Source organism: Polynucleobacter yangtzensis (assembly GCF_027924165.1).
Taxonomy (GTDB): Bacteria; Pseudomonadota; Gammaproteobacteria; order Burkholderiales; family Burkholderiaceae; genus Polynucleobacter; species Polynucleobacter yangtzensis.
Genome location: NZ_AP026973.1, coordinates 1,766,929 through 1,783,766 on the forward strand (window position 1 = coordinate 1,766,929; position 16,838 = coordinate 1,783,766).

Sequence of the window (16,838 nt, forward strand, 5' to 3'; positions counted from 1 at the left end):
TTTATTGAGGAGGTTAGGCAATCTTTTTCAGCGTCTTGACATAACGCTGTGCATTTTTCACGTAACGTCCAGCGATATCGTGAATCCCCGCTATTTGCTCTGCAGTTAGCTCTTTCACCGCTTTTGCTGGCGTTCCTAAAATCATAGAGCCGTCCGGAAATTCTTTTCCTTCGGTAACAAGAGCACCGGCACCCACTAGGCAATTTTTACCAATCTTGGCGCCATTCAAAATTACTGCGCCAATGCCAATCAAACTGCCGTCGCCAATCTGACAACCGTGCAGCATCACTTGATGTCCAACAGTGACGCCCTTACCAATCATGAGTGGATATCCAGGATCGGTATGCAATACAGATGCGTCTTGCACATTACTACCTGCGCCAATTTGAATGAGGTCGTTATCGCCACGGATCACGACTTTGGGCCAGATGCTTGCATCTTGATGAAGCTCTACTTTGCCGATCACTTCTGCACTCTCAGCAACCCAAGCGCCCTCAGCTAAATGAGGGGCATTTCCGTCTAGTTCAAATATAGCCATGACTCATTATAGGTATGAATCAGGCTATAGATGAACAGCCTTGCACTAAAAAATCAATTACCAGTTAGGCTCGCGATCCGGTGATGAAGAAATGCGATGCACACTTAAATCAGCGCCTTCAAATTCCTCTTCTTGAGACATGCGAATACCTAAGGTCGCCTTCAGGGCTCCGTATACAACAAAACCACCGATCAGTGCGATACCTACCCCTAAGGCACTACCAATCAGCTGCCCGGTAAAAGTGATACCGCCGAGACCACCAAAAGCTTTGGTACCAAAAATACCTGCGGCTAGACCTCCCCACAAACCGCACAGACCGTGTAATGGCCAAACACCGAGAACATCATCCAACTTCCAGCGGTTTTGTACCAAGGTAAACATATATACAAACAGTCCACCAGCAACCAATCCAACAAACAAAGCGCCAAGGGGGTGCATTAAATCTGAGCCTGCACAAACTGCTACCAAGCCAGCGAGAGGGCCGTTATAGGTAAAACCTGGATCGTTTCGACCAACTACCCAAGCAGCCAATGTACCACCAACCATTGCCATTAAGGAGTTCATTGCAACCAAGCCACTGATCTTGTCGATTGTTTGAGCGCTCATCACGTTAAAGCCAAACCAACCTACCGCCAAAATCCAAGCGCCTAAGGCCAAGAAAGGAATGCTTGATGGTGGATGAGCAGAAATTTGACCTTCTTTTGTATAGCGTCCACGGCGAGCGCCTAACAGAATAACGGCCGGTAATGCAATCCAACCACCAACGGCATGCACGACAACTGAACCTGCAAAGTCATGGAACTCTTCACCTGTTAGACCTTTAATCCAAGCCTGAATACCGTAATGTTGATTCCAGGCGATACCCTCGAAGAAGGGGTAAATAAAACCCACCAAGATAAAAGTAGCAATAAGCTGAGGATTAAATTTAGCGCGCTCTGCAATACCGCCAGAAATAATTGCTGGAATAGCTGCAGCAAAAGTAAGTAAGAAGAAAAACTTCACTAACTCATAGCCGTTCTTCTCAGCGAGCAACTCTGCACCAGAGAAAAAGTTCACACCATAAGCGATGCTGTAACCAATGAAAAAATACGCAATGGTTGAAACCGCAAAGTCCACCAAGATTTTTACCAAAGCATTTACCTGGTTCTTCTTGCGTACGGTACCCAGTTCTAAGAATGCAAAGCCTGCATGCATGGCAAGAACCATGATTGCACCAAGCAAGATGAATAAAGCATCACTACCTGTTTTCAAAGTTTCCATGAATTTCCCCTCTTATTTTTTGCATCATTATGGGGAATAAAGAAGTCCAAAGAAGTGCGATATGCACCCTATTAGTGCATGATTTGGGAAGTATATGGTTTATTATCGTTTTTACATACACCTAAGGGAGAACCCATGAAGAAATTCCTCATTGCATTGGCTGCTTTAGCCTCTTTTTCAGGCTTTGCACAAGCACAAGAAACCATCAAGGTTTTAAGCACACAAGAACTCGCTAATGTTTGCAAACTACCTGCAAGCCCAGAATCACGTAGTTTTTGCATTGGCTTCACTACTTCTGTTTATGAAACCTATTTAGCTACACGTCACCCACAACGTGCAAAGCCATTTATTTGCGTAAAGCAACCAGCTCCAGCACGTGATGAAGTAATTGGTGATTTTGTAAAGTTTGCACAAAGTAATCCACAAGTTGCTGACAAACCAGCAGCAGGTGTTTTCTTGGGCTTCTTAGCTTCACGCTTCCCTTGCGCCAGAAAATAATTCCAGCGACTTAGCCAAACTAATACATTTTTAAAGGATCAGTTGAGATGAAAAAAATTATCGCAATTACCGCAGCAACTTTAGCAATCGTTGGTTGCTCAAACATGAGCAACACTGAACAACGCACACTCTCAGGCGCGAGCATTGGCGCAGCAGCTGGCGCTGTTGGCACTGCAATCTTCCACGGCAATCCTATCTGGGGCGCAGTTGGTGGCGCAGCCGTTGGCGCAGCTTCTGGTTATGTATACGACGCTTATAAGAAAGAGCAAGCATCTGAGTACAACTCTGGCTACAACGCTGGAAAAAATAATCAGCCAGCTAAGGCGCCTAATTAAGTCGTCTAGTTAAGCTTTATATTCAGGGCCTCTCTGGCCTGGATGCCGCAAAACAACCCAGCTCGTATTAATTTACCAGCTGGGTTTTTATTTGGATCTGCCCGGCCAATGCTTTGTGAATCGGGCACTTATCAGCAATCTCCAGCAAGCGCTCTTTTTCTTCTGGACTTAAATTTCCCCGCAATAGAATCTCGCGAGAAAAGACTTCAACATCATTCGTTCGCTCGATATCTACAGTCACAATGGCGTTCTCTAAATTCATTGCTTTGCGACCGGAATACATTTTCAAAGTCATTGATGTACAAGCTGCCAATGCGGCACCAAGATACTCATGAGGACTAGGTCCAGCTCCCTCACCGCCTTTAGAGACTTCCGCATCCGATAAGAAATGTAAATCACCAGCAGTCAATTTTTGCTGAAGTGGACCATTGCCAAACTGTGACACGACTTTTCTCATAAAGATCCTAAATAAATAATTGATACTTGAACACGATTAAAGATGACTTTAACTGGAATGGGGTTTGCTTGCTTTTTCCACCGTTGGTAATTGTGCTTTCTTCCACGCACTAAAACCGCCCTCCAAATGACAAATATTGGGCACGCCCATTCTCTGCAGCGTTTGAGTGGATAGAGCTGAACGCCAAGCGGAGGCACAATACAAAATGAGTCTCTTACCTTCGCCGAAAATTGGCTTGTAATAAGGGCTATCAGGATCAACCCAGAACTCCAACATTCCTCTGGGGGCATGAAAAGCATTGGGAATCATGCCTTCTCGCTCCAATTCACGGATATCACGAATATCCACAAACACCACGTTGGGGTCTGTTAATAGTTGCTGTGCTTTTTCCAGAGACAGAGTCTCGATTTCAGTCATCGCACTTTGAATGAGCTCTTGATATCCAATCTTTAATTTCACCAAAATCTCCTAAATTAACAATGCCTCATTTTTATTAAGTACCTGCTACCATTCTGCTATGAACTTTACCCCGACAGAACTTGGCGCAAGTATTATTTTTACAATTGCAGTTTTGCATACTTTTTGCACTGGTTATTTTGAATCTATCGCCAAAAAATCTCCACGGCACGCAGGGCTTTGGCACCTTCTCGGCGAAGTAGAAATCGTTTTTGGCTTTTGGGCCGCCATCTTGGTTATTTTCATCTCTTTAAATGATGGCCTAGCTACTGCTAAAGATTTTTTAAATAAACGCAACTTCACTGAACCGCTATTTGTTTTTGCCATCATGATTGTGGCCGGCACAAAACCTATTTTGTATTTTGCGACGAAAATTCTGCATGCTTTAGCTACAGTATTGCAATATCTATTACGCATTAAAAGTGCTCCCGCTTTATATTTTCTAACTCTGGCGATTACCCCTCTTCTAGGCTCAGTCATCACCGAACCAGCTGCGATGACCCTGGCAGCCTTTCTGCTGCGTGATTTGGTCTATCGCCATAAATGCTCAACAGCCCTCCTATTTGGAACGCTCGGGGTTCTCTTCGTTAACATCTCAATCGGTGGAACACTCACTAACTTTGCTGCGCCACCAGTACTGATGGTGGCCTCTACCTGGGGATGGAGCTCAGCATTTATGTTTGCCAACTTTGGCATCGAGTCCTGCATAGCCATTTTTATTAATGCTCTAGCAGTCACACTTTTATTCCATCGCCAACTGGTTGAGCCCAATACAGACAAGAAAGAAGTCAAGATTCCATTGGCCGTAATTTCAGTGCACCTACTCTTCTTGTGTGGAGTAGTGATCTTTGCACATGATCCGATTATTTTTACCTGGATTCTGTTGTTCTTTATCGGCTACACCACTGCTTACCCAAAACATCAAAGCCCATTAATTCTGAAAGAAGCTTTGCTAGTCGGCTTCTTCTTGGGCGGCTTAGTCGTAGTAGGCTCATTACAAGGCTGGTGGCTACAACCCATTCTTGAAAGAATGAGTCCTACCGCAGTGTTCTATGGCAGTCTGGTTCTCACCGCCTTTACTGATAATGCAGCGCTCACTTATTTAGGCTCATTGGTAACTGGAACATCACCAGAATTCAAGCTTGCTTTAGTAGGAGGTGCAGTAGCAGGTGGAGGTCTAACCGTTATTGCCAATGCACCTAACCCAGCCGGCATTGCCATCCTGCGACAACACTTCCCAAATGGTGCAGTTTCGGCACTCTATTTATTAATCGCCGCCATTCCACCCACAATTGTGGCTATCTTGGCTTATCGACTCATCTGAGGCCTCGACAAGACTTAGGCAGTAAAATCTGAGCTTCGCCCCCAGCTATAAACCTGAGAACGGCATATGAAAAAGCTCTATATCAAAACCTTCGGCTGTCAAATGAACGAGTATGACTCGGGCAAGATGGCCGACCTATTACATGCCGACGAGGGCATGGTCATGACAGATCGACCAGAAGATGCCGATGTTGTCCTTCTCAATACATGCTCTATTCGCGAAAAAGCTGAAGACAAAGTCTTTTCGGACCTAGGTCGACTTCGCGAGCTTAAGAAAACAAAACCCAACCTATTGATTGGTGTTGGTGGCTGCGTAGCAAGTCAAGAAGGTCAGCAAATTGTCAGTCGCGCACCATATGTTGACGTGGTCTTTGGCCCGCAAACATTGCATCGCCTCTCTGATCTCATTGCAGAAAGACGTAAAACAGGCATCTCTCAAGTAGACATTTCATTTCCAGAAATTGAAAAATTTGATCATCTGCCGGCATCACGACAAACCCGTGGCTCAGCCTATGTATCGATCATGGAAGGCTGCTCTAAATACTGTAGTTACTGCGTTGTACCTTACACACGCGGCGAAGAAGTTTCCAGGCCTTTTGACGATGTACTCACCGAAGTAGCGGGCCTTGCCAGTAAGGGTGTGAAAGAAATCGTCCTGCTAGGTCAAAATGTGAATGCTTATTTAGGTAAGATGGGCGGTACCGAAGAGATCGCAGACTTTGCTCTTCTCATCGAATACATTGCTGAAATTCCAGGGGTTGAACGAATTCGATTTACTACTAGCCACCCTAAGGAATTTACACAGCGCCTCATTGATGTCTATGCAAAAGTACCGAAGCTTGTAAGCCACTTACACCTCCCTGTCCAACATGGATCTGATGCTATGTTGTCAGCCATGAAACGTGGCTACACAGCATTAGAGTTCAAAAGCATCATTCGCAAAATGCGCGCAGTGCGGCCTGATCTCACTCTATCGAGTGACTTCATTGTGGGCTTTCCAGGAGAGACTGAAGCAGACTTTGAGAAGCTACTCAAGATGGTCAAAGAATTAAATTTTGACAATAGTTTTTGTTTTATCTTCAGCCCACGCCCAGGAACACCAGCTGCAAACTTACACGATGACACGCCTTACGATGTCAAGCTGAAGCGCCTTCAAACATTACTAGCTCTTGTTGAGGGTCAGGCAAATCAAATTAGCCAAAAAATGTTGGGTAATACTGAACGAGTGCTGATCGAAGGTCTTGCTAAAGACGGTATTAACTTGCAAGGACGTGCCGAAAATAATCGCGTCATTCATTTCACGGCACCGGATCAAGATATTGAGAGTCTCATTGGTCAGATCGTAGACATACGCATCACCGAAGTCCTTAACTACACCCTTAGGGGTGAATTGGTAGAAGTAAATGTCAGCTAAGAACAAAGTCAATCCACCTAAACTGAAAATTGACTTGCAATACGCTAGTACCGCAATTGAATCTACTCTTAGCAAAATCGCTTCGCCCGCTTTAATAAAAAAATGGGTTAAGAGTGCAACACCTCTTGGCGGCGTGATGACACTTCGCTTTGTAAATGCCACCGAAGGCAAAAAGTTAAACCTAGCTTTTCGCCAAAAAGATTACGCAACTAATGTGCTCACTTTTCCTTACGAGCTTTCAAAAAATGAATTGGTAGCAGATATCATTTTCTGTCTCCCTGTATTGCAGAAGGAAGCAAAAGAACAAGATAAATTACTGAAGGCCCATATGGCGCATTTAGTTGTGCATGGCTGCCTTCACGCCCAAGGCTACGATCACGAAGCGGCCAAAGATGCAAAGAAAATGGAAACCCTGGAAATCCAGACTCTCCAAAAAATGGGCTTTGCTAACCCTTATCAATGATTTGACTTATTTCTACGCTATTCTTGCTATATGCCTGACCCCAATAAATCCCTTTTAGACCGTTTAGCTGATTTTTTAACCCCTCAGCCAACGGAGCCTGGCGAACGCCGTCAAGAACTGATTGAAACCCTTCGTGAGGCACAAGCCGAGGGCTTAATAGATGCAGATGCCCTCTCAATGATTGAAGGCGTCTTTCAGGTAGGTCAATTATCCGCACGTGACATTCTTGTACCGCGCGCCCAGATTGATTGGATCGACATCGGTCAAGCGCTTCCTGAGATTATTAAGAATGTGATCGAAGCGGCACACTCCCGCTTTCCAGTATTTGAAGGTAGTCGAGATAATGTCATCGGCATTTTGCTAGCCAAAGATTTATTGCGTCACGCCACAGAAAAAGATTTTCAGGTGCGCGACTGGTTGCGACCTGCCGTCTTTATTCCAGAATCCAAACGTCTTAGTGTTTTATTGCGCGACTTTAAAGATAATCGCAATCACTTAGCGATTGTGGTTGATGAATATAGTGGCGTAGCAGGAATTATTACGATCGAGGACGTCCTTGAGCAAATCGTTGGCGATATTGAAGATGAGCATGACGTTGATGAAGAGGCAGATAATCTCATTTCCCTAGATAACGGAGACATCCGCGTCAAAGGTATTACGGAGCTTGAGCAATTTAATAAAGCACTGGGCACCCACTTCGAGCTTGAAGATATCGAGACAGTGGCTGGTTTAGTTATTCAACATCTTGGCCGTGTACCTAAGATGGGTGAGCTTATTGAAATCGACGGAATTGAATTTAAGGTGCAGCGCGCCGACCCAAGACAAATTCATATTTTGCTTGCGCGACAAACCAATAAAAAATCTGACTGAGATTTACCTTGTTTGATCAGCACCCCTATCAGCAGCACAAAAGCGTCACAATATTTTCAGTGTTTATCTTGCTGTTATTGGGGGCAGCACTTGCTCTGGCTGCAGAGCTTCCTTACGGCGGCTGGATTCAGATTCCTCTTTTAAGCATTCTCTGGTGGCGTTTTGATTCCCACCCTTCACCCTCTGTCAAAAAACAATTTGCTTTAGGTCTCACATTTGGTATTGGATATTTTGTCGTAGGTCTATGGTGGTTGTACATTAGCTTGCATGACGTTGGCGGTATGAATGCACTACTTGCTTGCATGGGAGTATTTTTACTCTCTGCTTACGTGGCCATCTACTTTTCGATAGCTACACTAGCAATTCCTTTATTTAAAAAGAATCGATTCACTGGTTTGTTTCTAGCAGCAAGCTGGGTTATTGCAGAATTTTTGCGTGGCTACATCTTTACGGGATTTCCCTGGATGGGTTTTGCTGAAACCCAATTTACTGGACCATTCGCCCTAATTGCGCCCTTCTTTGGTGGGCTGACTTGCACCTTCCTGGCAGTCTGGGCCTCCTGGGAACTTTATCAAGCTCGCAAACACCGCGCTTCCAGCGCGCTCCTGATTGTGGCAGCTATTAGCCTGACTCAATTTGCCGGCCTATTTACCTTTACTAAGCCCATTGGAGAACCTATTAGCGTTCGACTCATTCAGGGCAACTTTGAACAAAGTCTGAAATTTAATCCTCAAGCGATTGGCCAACAGATTGATTTTTATGCCGGTGAAATTACCAAGAAAGCAGCCAATCTCATCATCATTCCTGAGACTGCATTCCCATGGCCTATTCCGAATTTACCAATCGGCCTACTAAATTACCTACAAGATTTCTCTAACAGCAGTGATAGCAATGTTCTTGTTGGTTTAATTGGTGAAGTGCCTGGGGAGCTTGGCATACAGTATTCCAATCGCGCTACTGGACTCTCGCCAAATACACCAGCTTATCAATACGATAAAGCGCACCTTGTTCCTTTCGGAGAATTTATTCCACCTGGATTCCAATGGTTCGTTAAAGCATTTCACGTACCAATGAGCGACTTTGCTAGAGGAAAACTAGATCAACCTCCGTTTGCGATTGTGCGCAAGGGTCAAGCAGATATTCATGCTGCTATTACGATTTGCTATGAGGATGTCTTTGGTGGTGAGTTGGCCTCTCGGATTCAGCACAGCGCCCAGCCAGTGAATTTACTTATCAACATGACCAATCTTGCATGGTTTGGTGAATCTCAGGCCTCGACCCAGCAACTCAGGCTCTCACAGCTACGCTCTTTAGAAACTGGGCTGCCTGCTTTGCGCGCCACCAACACAGGCATTACAGCCGTCTTAGGCCCTGATGGCAAAGTATTGCAAGATCTTCCTGAATTTACCCAAGGCACCCTAAGCACCCAAGTCCAAGCCTATTCTGGAAAAACACCTTATGTCATTTGGGGCAATTTACCGATTTTGGGTCTTTCTTGCCTTCTCTTGCTCTGGGGTCTCATTCGCCATAGACGTTTTTAGGCATTTTTAACTCTTGAGTGCCCTAGCCATGTAAAATCAATGGCTTAGCCAGGTTAATCATGCTTACTTTTCAGCAAATCATTCTCAAACTTCAAGATTATTGGGACCAACAAGGTTGTGCCCTATTGCAACCTATCGACCTCGAGGTAGGCGCCGGTACATCTCATACCGCCACCTTCTTACGCGCCATTGGTCCAGAGCCTTGGAAAGCTGCCTACGTGCAGCCATCGCGTAGACCCAAAGATGGTCGTTATGGTGAAAACCCAAATCGCTTGCAGCACTACTATCAATACCAGGTAGTACTTAAACCAGCCCCAGAAAATATTCTCGATCTTTATCTAGGATCTCTCGCTGCACTCGGCTTAGACCTTAAAGAAAATGATGTCCGCTTCGTGGAAGACGACTGGGAAAACCCAACGCTTGGCGCCTGGGGTCTCGGCTGGGAAGTTTGGCTTAACGGGATGGAGGTGACACAGTTCACCTACTTCCAACAAGTTGGTGGCTTAGATTGCAAGCCTGTCCTTGGTGAAATTACTTACGGCATCGAACGTTTGGCAATGTATATCCAAAACTGCTCTAACGTATACGACTTAGTGTGGGCAGATGGCATTTCTTACGGTGATGTGTATCACCAAAATGAAGTTGAACAATCTTGCTACAACTTTGAACACTCCAATACTGATTTACTCTTTGCCAACTTCACAAACTATGAAAGCGAAGCAAAGCGTTTGATGGAAGTTCCACTTGCTCTGCCTGCTTACGAAATGGTTTTAAAAGCAGCACATACATTTAACTTGCTGGATGCTCGTGGCGCTATCTCTGTTACTGAGCGCGCAGCCTATATTGGACGCATCCGCAATCTCTCTCGTGCTGTTGCCCAGGCTTACTTTGAGTCCAGAGAAAAGCTGGGTTTCCCAATGTGTCAACGTCAAGCTAAAGCTCAGGCTTAAGCGCATCGAGATTTCTGCATTCCATCTATGAGCACATCTAATTCAAAACCACAATCAGCCACTTTATTGATTGAGGTATTTACAGAAGAATTGCCTCCAAAGTCATTACGTCGCCTAGGTGACGCCTTTAGCGAAGGTATATTCACTGCACTTAAGTCTGCTGGCTTAGCAACTGAAGGTTCTAAAGTTACTGGGTTTGCAACACCCCGTCGCTTAGCGGTTCAAATTACGGACGTTTTAAATCAAGCGCCGGACTATCCCGTACGTGAAAAATTACTGCCAACGAGCATTGCATTCGATGCTGAAGGTAAAGCAACTCCACCCCTACTTAAAAAATTAGGCGCCCTTGGATATGCAGATGTTGATCTCGCCACATTAGAAAAAGCTGGTGAAGGTAAAAATGAAGCTCTTTACCTTAATGTCATTGCCAAAGGGGCCGCACTTGAGCAAACTGCTCAAACCGCTCTTGAGCAAACATTAAATAAGCTACCCATTGCAAAAATGATGCACTACCAAGTGCTGCAGAAAAATGGTCAATTGGCTGACGTGCAGTTTGCCCGCCCTGCTCACCGCATCATCGCACTTCATGGGAGCACCATTCTCAATATCAGTGCTTTAGGCATTGATGCTGCCAATCAAACTGAAGGGCATCGCTTCCTGGCGCCTGGCAATGTAACGGTTTCTAGCGCAGATCAATACGAAACCGATTTGCAATCCAAAGCTAAGATTATTCCTAGCTTTAACCAGCGTCGCGCACAAATTGAAGCTGAACTTTTAAAGGCGGCTGGCGATGATTTAGTTTTGATGCCAGACAGCCTCTTAGATGAAGTGACTGCCCTCGTCGAATGGCCGGCTATCTATGAGTGCCACTTCGATCAAGAGTTCTTGGAAGTTCCACAAGAATGCTTGATTTTGACAATGCAAACCAATCAAAAGTACTTTGCGTTAACCGATAAGCAAGGCAAGTTACGCAATCGTTTCTTGATTGTTTCTAATATTGAAACCAATAAGCCTCATGCGATTATTTCTGGTAACGAACGTGTTGTGCGTCCTCGCTTATCGGATGCCCGCTTCTTCTTTCAGCAAGATCAAAAACGCCCGCTAGCTTCACGTGTAGTCGATCTTGGCAAAGTGGTTTATCACAATCAATTAGGCAACCAGCTAGACCGCACCAAGCGCGTTCAAGGCCTTGCTGTAGGCATCGCCAAAAAACTGAATGCCGATGAAAAACTTGCTTCACGTGCTGCTGAAATTGCTAAAACAGACTTATTGACCGATATGGTTGGCGAGTTTCCAGAGCTTCAAGGCATCATGGGTCGCTACTACGCCAATCATGATGGTGAGAATGCTGATGTTGCTAGCGCCTGCAGCGAACACTACATGCCACGCTTTGCGGGCGATGCATTGCCGCAAACCCAAACTGGAACCATTCTGGCAATTGCCGACAAATTAGAAACTCTCGTTGGTATTTGGGGGGTTGGTCTCGCGCCAACGGGCGATAAAGACCCATATGCATTGCGCCGTCATGCTCTTGGTATTTGCCGTTTGCTCTTAGAAAAAAATCTTTCACTCAATTTGCCTGAACTCATTGAATTGTCTCGTGCGCAGTTTCCACAGGCTGATGTGCAAGAAAAGGCAAAGGCTGCTGATATCTACGCTTTCATCATCGATCGCTTACGCGCCTATCTACGCGACCAATCTGTTGCTGGCAAAGCATTTACTAGCGCAGAAATTGATGCTGTTTTAAGTCAAGATCCAGCCCAAATTAATGATCTGATCGAACGCTTAACTGCATTGCGTGAATTTAATGCCCTTGCAGAAGCTGCTCAGCTTGCAGCCGCAAATAAGCGCATTAGCAACATCCTCAAGAAAACGACTACTGCCATCCCTGCGACTTGTTCAGCAAAATTACTACAAATTCCAGCAGAAGCTTCATTACATCAAGCATTGGAAGCGGTTACACCTACAATCAATGCGGCTTATGAAAAACGTCAATTTGTAGAACTATTGAGATCTCTTGTAGCTTTAAGTGGTCCAATTGATCAATTCTTTGCTGATGTGATGGTAATGGATCCGAATCCTGAGCTGCGCGATAACCGCTTAGCTCTTCTGCAACAACTTCACCAGAAAATGAATCTCATTGCCGATCTTGGCAAATTAGCATGAGCACCAGCTCTTCTAAACTTATCATTCTCGATCGCGATGGCGTGATCAATGAAGACAGTGATGATTACGTCAAGTCGGTGGATGAGTGGATTCCACTCCCAGGCAGTCTTGAAGCAATAGCTCTGCTAAATCAAGCAGGCTACCAAATTGCTATAGCGACAAATCAATCAGGCCTCTCCAGAGGCTACTTCACAATCAATGATTTGCATGCGATGCATAGCAAAATGGAGGCCTTGCTTAAGCCGTTGGGCGGTCGTATCGACAGCATCTTCTTTTGCCCCCACCAGGATGCGCATCAATGTGATTGCCGTAAACCTGCGCCTGGCCTGATGAAAGAAATTGCTTTGCGCTATAAAAAAACTGACAGCATCAAGCCACTTACCGGTACCCCTATTGTGGGTGACTCTTTGCGTGATCTTCAAGCTGGTGTTGCTTTAGGAGCAACACCCCACTTGGTTCTCACCGGCAAAGGCGAAAAGACGCTGGCTAAAGGTAATCTACCAGATGGCACCCAAATACATGCCGATCTCTTGGCTTTTGCTAATGCACTTTTAGAAGATAAGGCCTAAATTCATCATGCAATTCATTCGCTCGATTCTCTTTGCCATATTTCTAGTAGTGTTCACACCCATTTGGTCTGTGTTGTGCATGCTGGCATTTCCTTTTTTAAGCCCCGAAAATCGCTATACCTTTATTGGGCTCTGGAACAAAATCGTTATTGCACTACTGAAGCCGCTATGCGGAATTCATTATGAAATCCGCGGCATGGAAAACATGCAAGCGGTGCTCAATGAGCGCGTCATTATCCTTAGCAAACACCAGTCTGCTTACGAGACGATCGCTTATATTGCCTTGCTACCAAAACAACTTTGTTTTGTATTTAAGCGCGAGCTACTCTGGATCCCTTTCTTTGGTTGGGCATTAGCCTTGCTCAAAATGATTCACATTAATCGCTCCAACAAACAGACTGCAGCCCATTCTGTAGCCACCCAAGGGCGCAAGCGCTTAAGTGAAGGCAAATGGATCATGCTCTTTCCAGAGGGCACCAGAACAGCCACAGGCTCAACCAAGCCTTACCGCAAAGGCGGCGCACGCCTAGCCAGCGCTACCGATGCACTTGTCATCCCAATTGCACACAATGCTGGGCGCTGCTGGCCAAAAAATAGCTTTATCAAGAATCCAGGTACAGTCATTTTTTCAATAGGGCCTGCGATCAGCTCAGCCAACAAGTCAGCAGAACAGCTTCAGAAAGAGGTTGAAGGTTGGATTGAATCTGAAATGCGCGTTATTGACCCAAGCGCGTACAAATAGAATTGTTTCTAAACGTTTAATACGTCAGACACCCCTGGGGCTGACTTAAGCAGCTAAAACCTTAGCCCACTCAATATAACGATCTACTGAAATATCTTGTGCTCTTGCTTTGAGCTCAATTTCAGTTAGATTAAGCCTGTCAGCAAATGCTTGTAAATTGGTTCGAAGCATTTTTCTTCTTTGGGAAAAGGCTGCAGCAACTACTTTTTCCAAAGCGCTCCACTGGATATCACTCAAGGTGAAATCTCTTCTGGGGATCATTCTCACTACAGCTGAATTCACCTTAGGCTGCGGATCAAAAGCCTCAGGCAGAACTTCCAGCACCAAGTCCATATCGTAACGAGCTTGCAGCATCACGGAAAGACGACTGAAATCCGAACTTCCTTCCTTAGCAACCATTCGCTCCACAACCTCTGCTTGCAACATAAAGACTTGTTCATCAATTGAATTTGCAGCAGAAACCAAATGAAATAGAAGCGGTGAAGAGATGTTGTAAGGCAGATTACCGACTACCTTACATAAACCCTTCTTGCCAGCGCGATTCTGCGCCCATGCTAAGAAATCAAACTTGAGGGCATCTCCCTCGATCACCGTTAGGCCTTTGAGATTTTTTTCATTCCAAAAAGCGACCAAATCACGATCAATCTCTAAAAGATCTAAATGATCAAGATTCTCTAATAAAGGTAGTGTTAATGCACCAAGACCTGGACCAATCTCAATCACATGCGCATCAGCGGTGGGATTAATTAAGGCAACAATGGAATAAATAATTCCGTTGTCCTGTAAAAAGTTCTGACCAAATCGTTTACGTGCACGATGCATGTATTAGGGTTGCTTTCTTTGATTGACGGCTAATTGATAAGCCAGGCGTAAAGCTTCAAGCATGCTGCCGAAATCAGCAATACCTTTGCCAGCAATATCTAAAGCAGTTCCGTGATCTACTGAGGTGCGGATAATTGGCAATCCCAAGGTTACATTTACACCATTGCCAAAAGTGACAAACTTAAAAGGCGCTAAACCTTGGTCGTGATACATCGCAATAAAAGCATCTACCGTTGCAACTGATTCAGGATCAAACATTGTGTCACCTGGATAAGGGCCAGATACCTGAATGCCCATTGCCTTAGCCGCTTCAATTGCAGGCGTAATGATTTCAATTTCCTCGCGCCCCAAGTAGCCAGACTCTCCAGCATGAGGATTTAAACCGGCCATACGCACAACTGGGTTTGCTATGCCAAATTTTCTCTGCAAATCTCGATTCACAATTTGAATTGTTTCCAATATCAAGTCATAACTGAGGGCCTGTGGCACATCTTTCAACGGCACATGGGTGGTCACTAAGGCTACTCTTAAATCCCTAGGGGACTCAAGCCCTAAAAATCCAGTAGGCAATGGTGCACATAACATCATGACCACATGAGAAATATTGCATCGCTGCGCAAGGTGTTCGGTATGCCCCGTAAAAGGAGTACCGGCATCGTTAATGATGCTTTTTTGAAGTGGTGCAGTTACCATCGCGTCAAAACGACCTTGCTGACAACCATTAATCGCTTGATCTAATAGGGCGATGACATACTGAGCATTTTGGGGATTCAAGACGCCTGAAACAACCGGCGTTTTAAGCTTAATAGACTCAACCTGCAATCGACTAGCTAATGATGGATCAATGTTTTTTGGTAGAGTCAATAAATGATCATCGCCGAGCAAGGTAATGGCGACGCCATTCTGTTCGCGCAAAAATTCGACAGCGGCAGCAAGAGAAACCTCGGGCCCAATACCGGCTGGCTCGCCGGTACTTATAGCCAGATTAACGAGGGGTGCTACTTGCTTCATCATCCACGTTCAGAATTTTGACAGTGGCGTTATCACGTAATTCGCGCATCCACTCTTGATAAGCTTGATCAAATTTTCTTTCACGGATTGCTGCGCGTGCAAATTGACGTTGTTTCTCTACAGTCAGCTGACCTTCACGACGATCCATCACTTGAATCAAATGCCAACCGAACTCAGATTTAACTGGATTGCTGACTTCACCTATTTGCAAACGATTCATGGCCTGTTCAAACTCTGGAACCAAGTCGCCAGGACTCATCCACCCCAGATCGCCACCGTTTGGTGCCGAACCATCTTCAGAGTATTTTTTTGCCAGCTCAGCGAAATCTGCCGTCTTAGCGCGCACCTGATCGCGATATCCCTGCAAGCGTCTTTCAGCATCTTGATCACTTAAACCAGGACGATTACGCAGCAAAATATGACGAGATAAGGTTTGTGTAATAGGGATATTTTGCGGAGTGGTTGAGCCAGCATCTGGTACAGCTGCCTGCTGAGGAGGGACACTCGCTCCTGCTGCCCGGCGATCCAAAACCTTTAGAACGTGGTAACCGGCAGGACTCTTTACAACTGTATTTGCCACTTGTCCCCCACCAGTATTTCGAATGGCCTCATAAAATAATTGCGGCAAACGATCGGGGGTACGGTAACCCAAATCCTGAAACTTAATCTTGGGATTTTCTTTTGCAGCCATAGCGCCCAACTGCAAGAAATCAACATCGCCACGCGCATCCCGCAATAGAGCATCAGCTTTCTTTTTGGCCTCAGCCTGTGCTCCAGCACCAGCACCACCATCCACAGGAATAAAGATTTGGGCAACATCAATTTCTTCTGGCTCGCCCTTAGCTGCTGGCGCTGATCGCTGCGTCCCACCGGAGGTCATTGCCCTGGTGCGCTCGGTAATAAAGTTATCGATTTCAGCATCAGATATTTTGAGCTTAGCCTCAACTTCACGCTCTCGGTACCGTGTGATCAAGATATCATCACGGAGTAATTGTTTGTAGCGCTCGAAAGTAGAACCTGAAGCAATGACTTTTGCTTTAAATTCCGCAACTGTTAATTTATTTTTTGCAGCTATATCGCCAATGATCTTGTCTAGCTCTTTATTGCTTACAGATATACCCTCTTGCTCAGCATTTTGTAATTGAATTTTTTCAAGAATAAGACGATCCAAAATTGTTTTTCGCAAAGACCCATCTTCAGGCAGTTTCACGCCCTGCTTTTTCAGTGCTGCAATTCGATCATCAATTTCTTTGCGAGTGACAAAACCCGTGTTAACTACCGCAGCCACACCATCAATATTACGAATCTTGCTCTCAGCAACAGTATTTGATTTTGCTGCATCCTGAGCAAATGTGACATTCACAAACAATCCCAAGCCAATAAATATGGCGTGAACGCTGATCTTTTTAAAACGATTCATACA

The 16,838-nt window shown here is 45.2% G+C and carries 18 protein-coding genes; 11 read left to right on the forward strand and 7 right to left on the reverse strand.

The genetic code is table 11. The annotated features are described in order from the left end of the window. Positions 1–13: 13 nt before the first annotated feature. Complete coding sequence (locus QMF28_RS08850) at positions 14–538, reverse strand: gamma carbonic anhydrase family protein (RefSeq protein WP_068319510.1); 525 nt, start codon at positions 536–538, stop codon at positions 14–16. A 57-nt stretch (positions 539–595) separates the two neighbouring features. Continuing rightward, positions 596–1,798: an ammonium transporter gene (locus tag QMF28_RS08855; RefSeq protein ID WP_068319511.1), complete on the reverse strand. Its 1,203-nt coding sequence runs from the start codon at positions 1,796–1,798 to the stop codon at positions 596–598. 135 nt (positions 1,799–1,933) lie between these two features. Between QMF28_RS08855 and QMF28_RS08860 the strand changes: the two genes are divergently transcribed. Next, complete coding sequence (locus QMF28_RS08860; protein ID WP_068319516.1) at positions 1,934–2,296, forward strand: Rap1a/Tai family immunity protein; 363 nt, start codon at positions 1,934–1,936, stop codon at positions 2,294–2,296. A 47-nt stretch (positions 2,297–2,343) separates the two neighbouring features. After that, the gene (locus tag QMF28_RS08865) at positions 2,344–2,631 is read left to right on the forward strand and encodes a glycine zipper domain-containing protein (protein WP_281742380.1); all 288 of its coding nucleotides are present in this window, start codon (positions 2,344–2,346) and stop codon (positions 2,629–2,631) included. Positions 2,632–2,698: 67 nt separating this feature from the next. Here the strand turns inward: QMF28_RS08865 and QMF28_RS08870 are convergent, their stop codons facing one another. Then, a complete protein-coding gene (locus tag QMF28_RS08870; RefSeq protein ID WP_281742381.1) occupies positions 2,699–3,088 on the reverse strand; it encodes an OsmC family protein in 390 nt (129 codons plus the stop codon). A 48-nt stretch (positions 3,089–3,136) separates the two neighbouring features. Then, positions 3,137–3,547, reverse strand: a complete 411-nt coding sequence (locus QMF28_RS08875) for a rhodanese-like domain-containing protein (protein WP_281742382.1) — start codon at positions 3,545–3,547, stop codon at positions 3,137–3,139. A 58-nt stretch (positions 3,548–3,605) separates the two neighbouring features. On the opposite strand from QMF28_RS08875, the gene QMF28_RS08880 reads away from it, so the two are divergent. The 9 genes from QMF28_RS08880 to QMF28_RS08920 all read left to right on the forward strand — a co-directional run bounded on the left by QMF28_RS08880 (position 3,606) and on the right by QMF28_RS08920 (position 13,582). Beyond that, positions 3,606–4,868 (forward strand): putative Na+/H+ antiporter, encoded by a 1,263-nt coding sequence (locus tag QMF28_RS08880; RefSeq protein WP_281742383.1) that lies wholly within the window; start codon positions 3,606–3,608, stop codon positions 4,866–4,868. A 66-nt stretch (positions 4,869–4,934) separates the two neighbouring features. Continuing rightward, positions 4,935–6,281: a tRNA (N6-isopentenyl adenosine(37)-C2)-methylthiotransferase MiaB gene (gene miaB, locus QMF28_RS08885; protein WP_281742384.1), complete on the forward strand. Its 1,347-nt coding sequence runs from the start codon at positions 4,935–4,937 to the stop codon at positions 6,279–6,281. Beyond that, on the forward strand, positions 6,271–6,744 hold the full coding sequence (gene ybeY, locus QMF28_RS08890) for an rRNA maturation RNase YbeY (protein ID WP_281742385.1): 474 nt from the start codon (positions 6,271–6,273) through the stop codon (positions 6,742–6,744). Before miaB ends, ybeY begins: the two co-directional genes overlap by 11 nt. Before the next feature lie 30 nt (positions 6,745–6,774). Then, positions 6,775–7,614, forward strand: coding sequence for a CorC family transporter (locus QMF28_RS08895; RefSeq protein ID WP_281742386.1), 840 nt, complete (start codon positions 6,775–6,777; stop codon positions 7,612–7,614). An 8-nt stretch (positions 7,615–7,622) separates the two neighbouring features. Further along, a complete protein-coding gene (gene lnt, locus QMF28_RS08900) occupies positions 7,623–9,155 on the forward strand; it encodes an apolipoprotein N-acyltransferase (RefSeq protein ID WP_281742387.1) in 1,533 nt (510 codons plus the stop codon). Positions 9,156–9,214: 59 nt separating this feature from the next. Next, complete coding sequence (gene glyQ, locus QMF28_RS08905) at positions 9,215–10,105, forward strand: glycine--tRNA ligase subunit alpha (protein WP_068319536.1); 891 nt, start codon at positions 9,215–9,217, stop codon at positions 10,103–10,105. A gap of 27 nt (positions 10,106–10,132) precedes the next feature. Next, complete coding sequence (glyS, locus tag QMF28_RS08910; RefSeq protein WP_281742388.1) at positions 10,133–12,271, forward strand: glycine--tRNA ligase subunit beta; 2,139 nt, start codon at positions 10,133–10,135, stop codon at positions 12,269–12,271. Beyond that, the gene (gene gmhB, locus QMF28_RS08915) at positions 12,268–12,840 is read left to right on the forward strand and encodes a D-glycero-beta-D-manno-heptose 1,7-bisphosphate 7-phosphatase (RefSeq protein WP_281742389.1); all 573 of its coding nucleotides are present in this window, start codon (positions 12,268–12,270) and stop codon (positions 12,838–12,840) included. The genes glyS and gmhB overlap by 4 nt, the downstream gene beginning before the upstream one ends. 7 nt (positions 12,841–12,847) lie before the next feature. Further along, positions 12,848–13,582 (forward strand): lysophospholipid acyltransferase family protein, encoded by a 735-nt coding sequence (locus QMF28_RS08920; protein WP_281742390.1) that lies wholly within the window; start codon positions 12,848–12,850, stop codon positions 13,580–13,582. Between the two features lie 45 nt (positions 13,583–13,627). On the opposite strand, the gene rsmA is transcribed toward QMF28_RS08920, so the two are convergent. From rsmA to QMF28_RS08935, 3 genes are read right to left on the reverse strand one after another with little or no spacing between them, the layout of a single operon-like run. Next, positions 13,628–14,404: a 16S rRNA (adenine(1518)-N(6)/adenine(1519)-N(6))-dimethyltransferase RsmA gene (gene rsmA / locus QMF28_RS08925; protein WP_281742391.1), complete on the reverse strand. Its 777-nt coding sequence runs from the start codon at positions 14,402–14,404 to the stop codon at positions 13,628–13,630. 3 nt (positions 14,405–14,407) lie between these two features. Then, a complete protein-coding gene (gene pdxA / locus QMF28_RS08930) occupies positions 14,408–15,415 on the reverse strand; it encodes a 4-hydroxythreonine-4-phosphate dehydrogenase PdxA (protein WP_281743668.1) in 1,008 nt (335 codons plus the stop codon). Beyond that, positions 15,390–16,835, reverse strand: coding sequence for a peptidylprolyl isomerase (locus tag QMF28_RS08935; RefSeq protein WP_281742392.1), 1,446 nt, complete (start codon positions 16,833–16,835; stop codon positions 15,390–15,392). Before QMF28_RS08935 ends, pdxA begins: the two co-directional genes overlap by 26 nt. Positions 16,836–16,838 lie beyond the last annotated feature (3 nt).

Coding starts and splice junctions, on each gene's coding strand:
- QMF28_RS08850 (WP_068319510.1), bottom strand. CDS start 538: ATGGCTATATTTGAACTAGACGGAAATGCCCCTCATTTAGCTGAGGGC.
- QMF28_RS08855 (WP_068319511.1), bottom strand. CDS start 1,798: ATGGAAACTTTGAAAACAGGTAGTGATGCTTTATTCATCTTGCTTGGT.
- QMF28_RS08860 (WP_068319516.1), top strand. CDS start 1,934: ATGAAGAAATTCCTCATTGCATTGGCTGCTTTAGCCTCTTTTTCAGGC.
- QMF28_RS08865 (WP_281742380.1), top strand. CDS start 2,344: ATGAAAAAAATTATCGCAATTACCGCAGCAACTTTAGCAATCGTTGGT.
- QMF28_RS08870 (WP_281742381.1), bottom strand. CDS start 3,088: ATGAGAAAAGTCGTGTCACAGTTTGGCAATGGTCCACTTCAGCAAAAA.
- QMF28_RS08880 (WP_281742383.1), top strand. CDS start 3,606: ATGAACTTTACCCCGACAGAACTTGGCGCAAGTATTATTTTTACAATT.
- miaB (WP_281742384.1), top strand. CDS start 4,935: ATGAAAAAGCTCTATATCAAAACCTTCGGCTGTCAAATGAACGAGTAT.
- ybeY (WP_281742385.1), top strand. CDS start 6,271: ATGTCAGCTAAGAACAAAGTCAATCCACCTAAACTGAAAATTGACTTG.
- QMF28_RS08895 (WP_281742386.1), top strand. CDS start 6,775: ATGCCTGACCCCAATAAATCCCTTTTAGACCGTTTAGCTGATTTTTTA.
- glyQ (WP_068319536.1), top strand. CDS start 9,215: ATGCTTACTTTTCAGCAAATCATTCTCAAACTTCAAGATTATTGGGAC.
- glyS (WP_281742388.1), top strand. CDS start 10,133: ATGAGCACATCTAATTCAAAACCACAATCAGCCACTTTATTGATTGAG.
- gmhB (WP_281742389.1), top strand. CDS start 12,268: ATGAGCACCAGCTCTTCTAAACTTATCATTCTCGATCGCGATGGCGTG.
- QMF28_RS08920 (WP_281742390.1), top strand. CDS start 12,848: ATGCAATTCATTCGCTCGATTCTCTTTGCCATATTTCTAGTAGTGTTC.
- rsmA (WP_281742391.1), bottom strand. CDS start 14,404: ATGCATCGTGCACGTAAACGATTTGGTCAGAACTTTTTACAGGACAAC.
- pdxA (WP_281743668.1), bottom strand. CDS start 15,415: ATGAAGCAAGTAGCACCCCTCGTTAATCTGGCTATAAGTACCGGCGAG.
- QMF28_RS08935 (WP_281742392.1), bottom strand. CDS start 16,835: ATGAATCGTTTTAAAAAGATCAGCGTTCACGCCATATTTATTGGCTTG.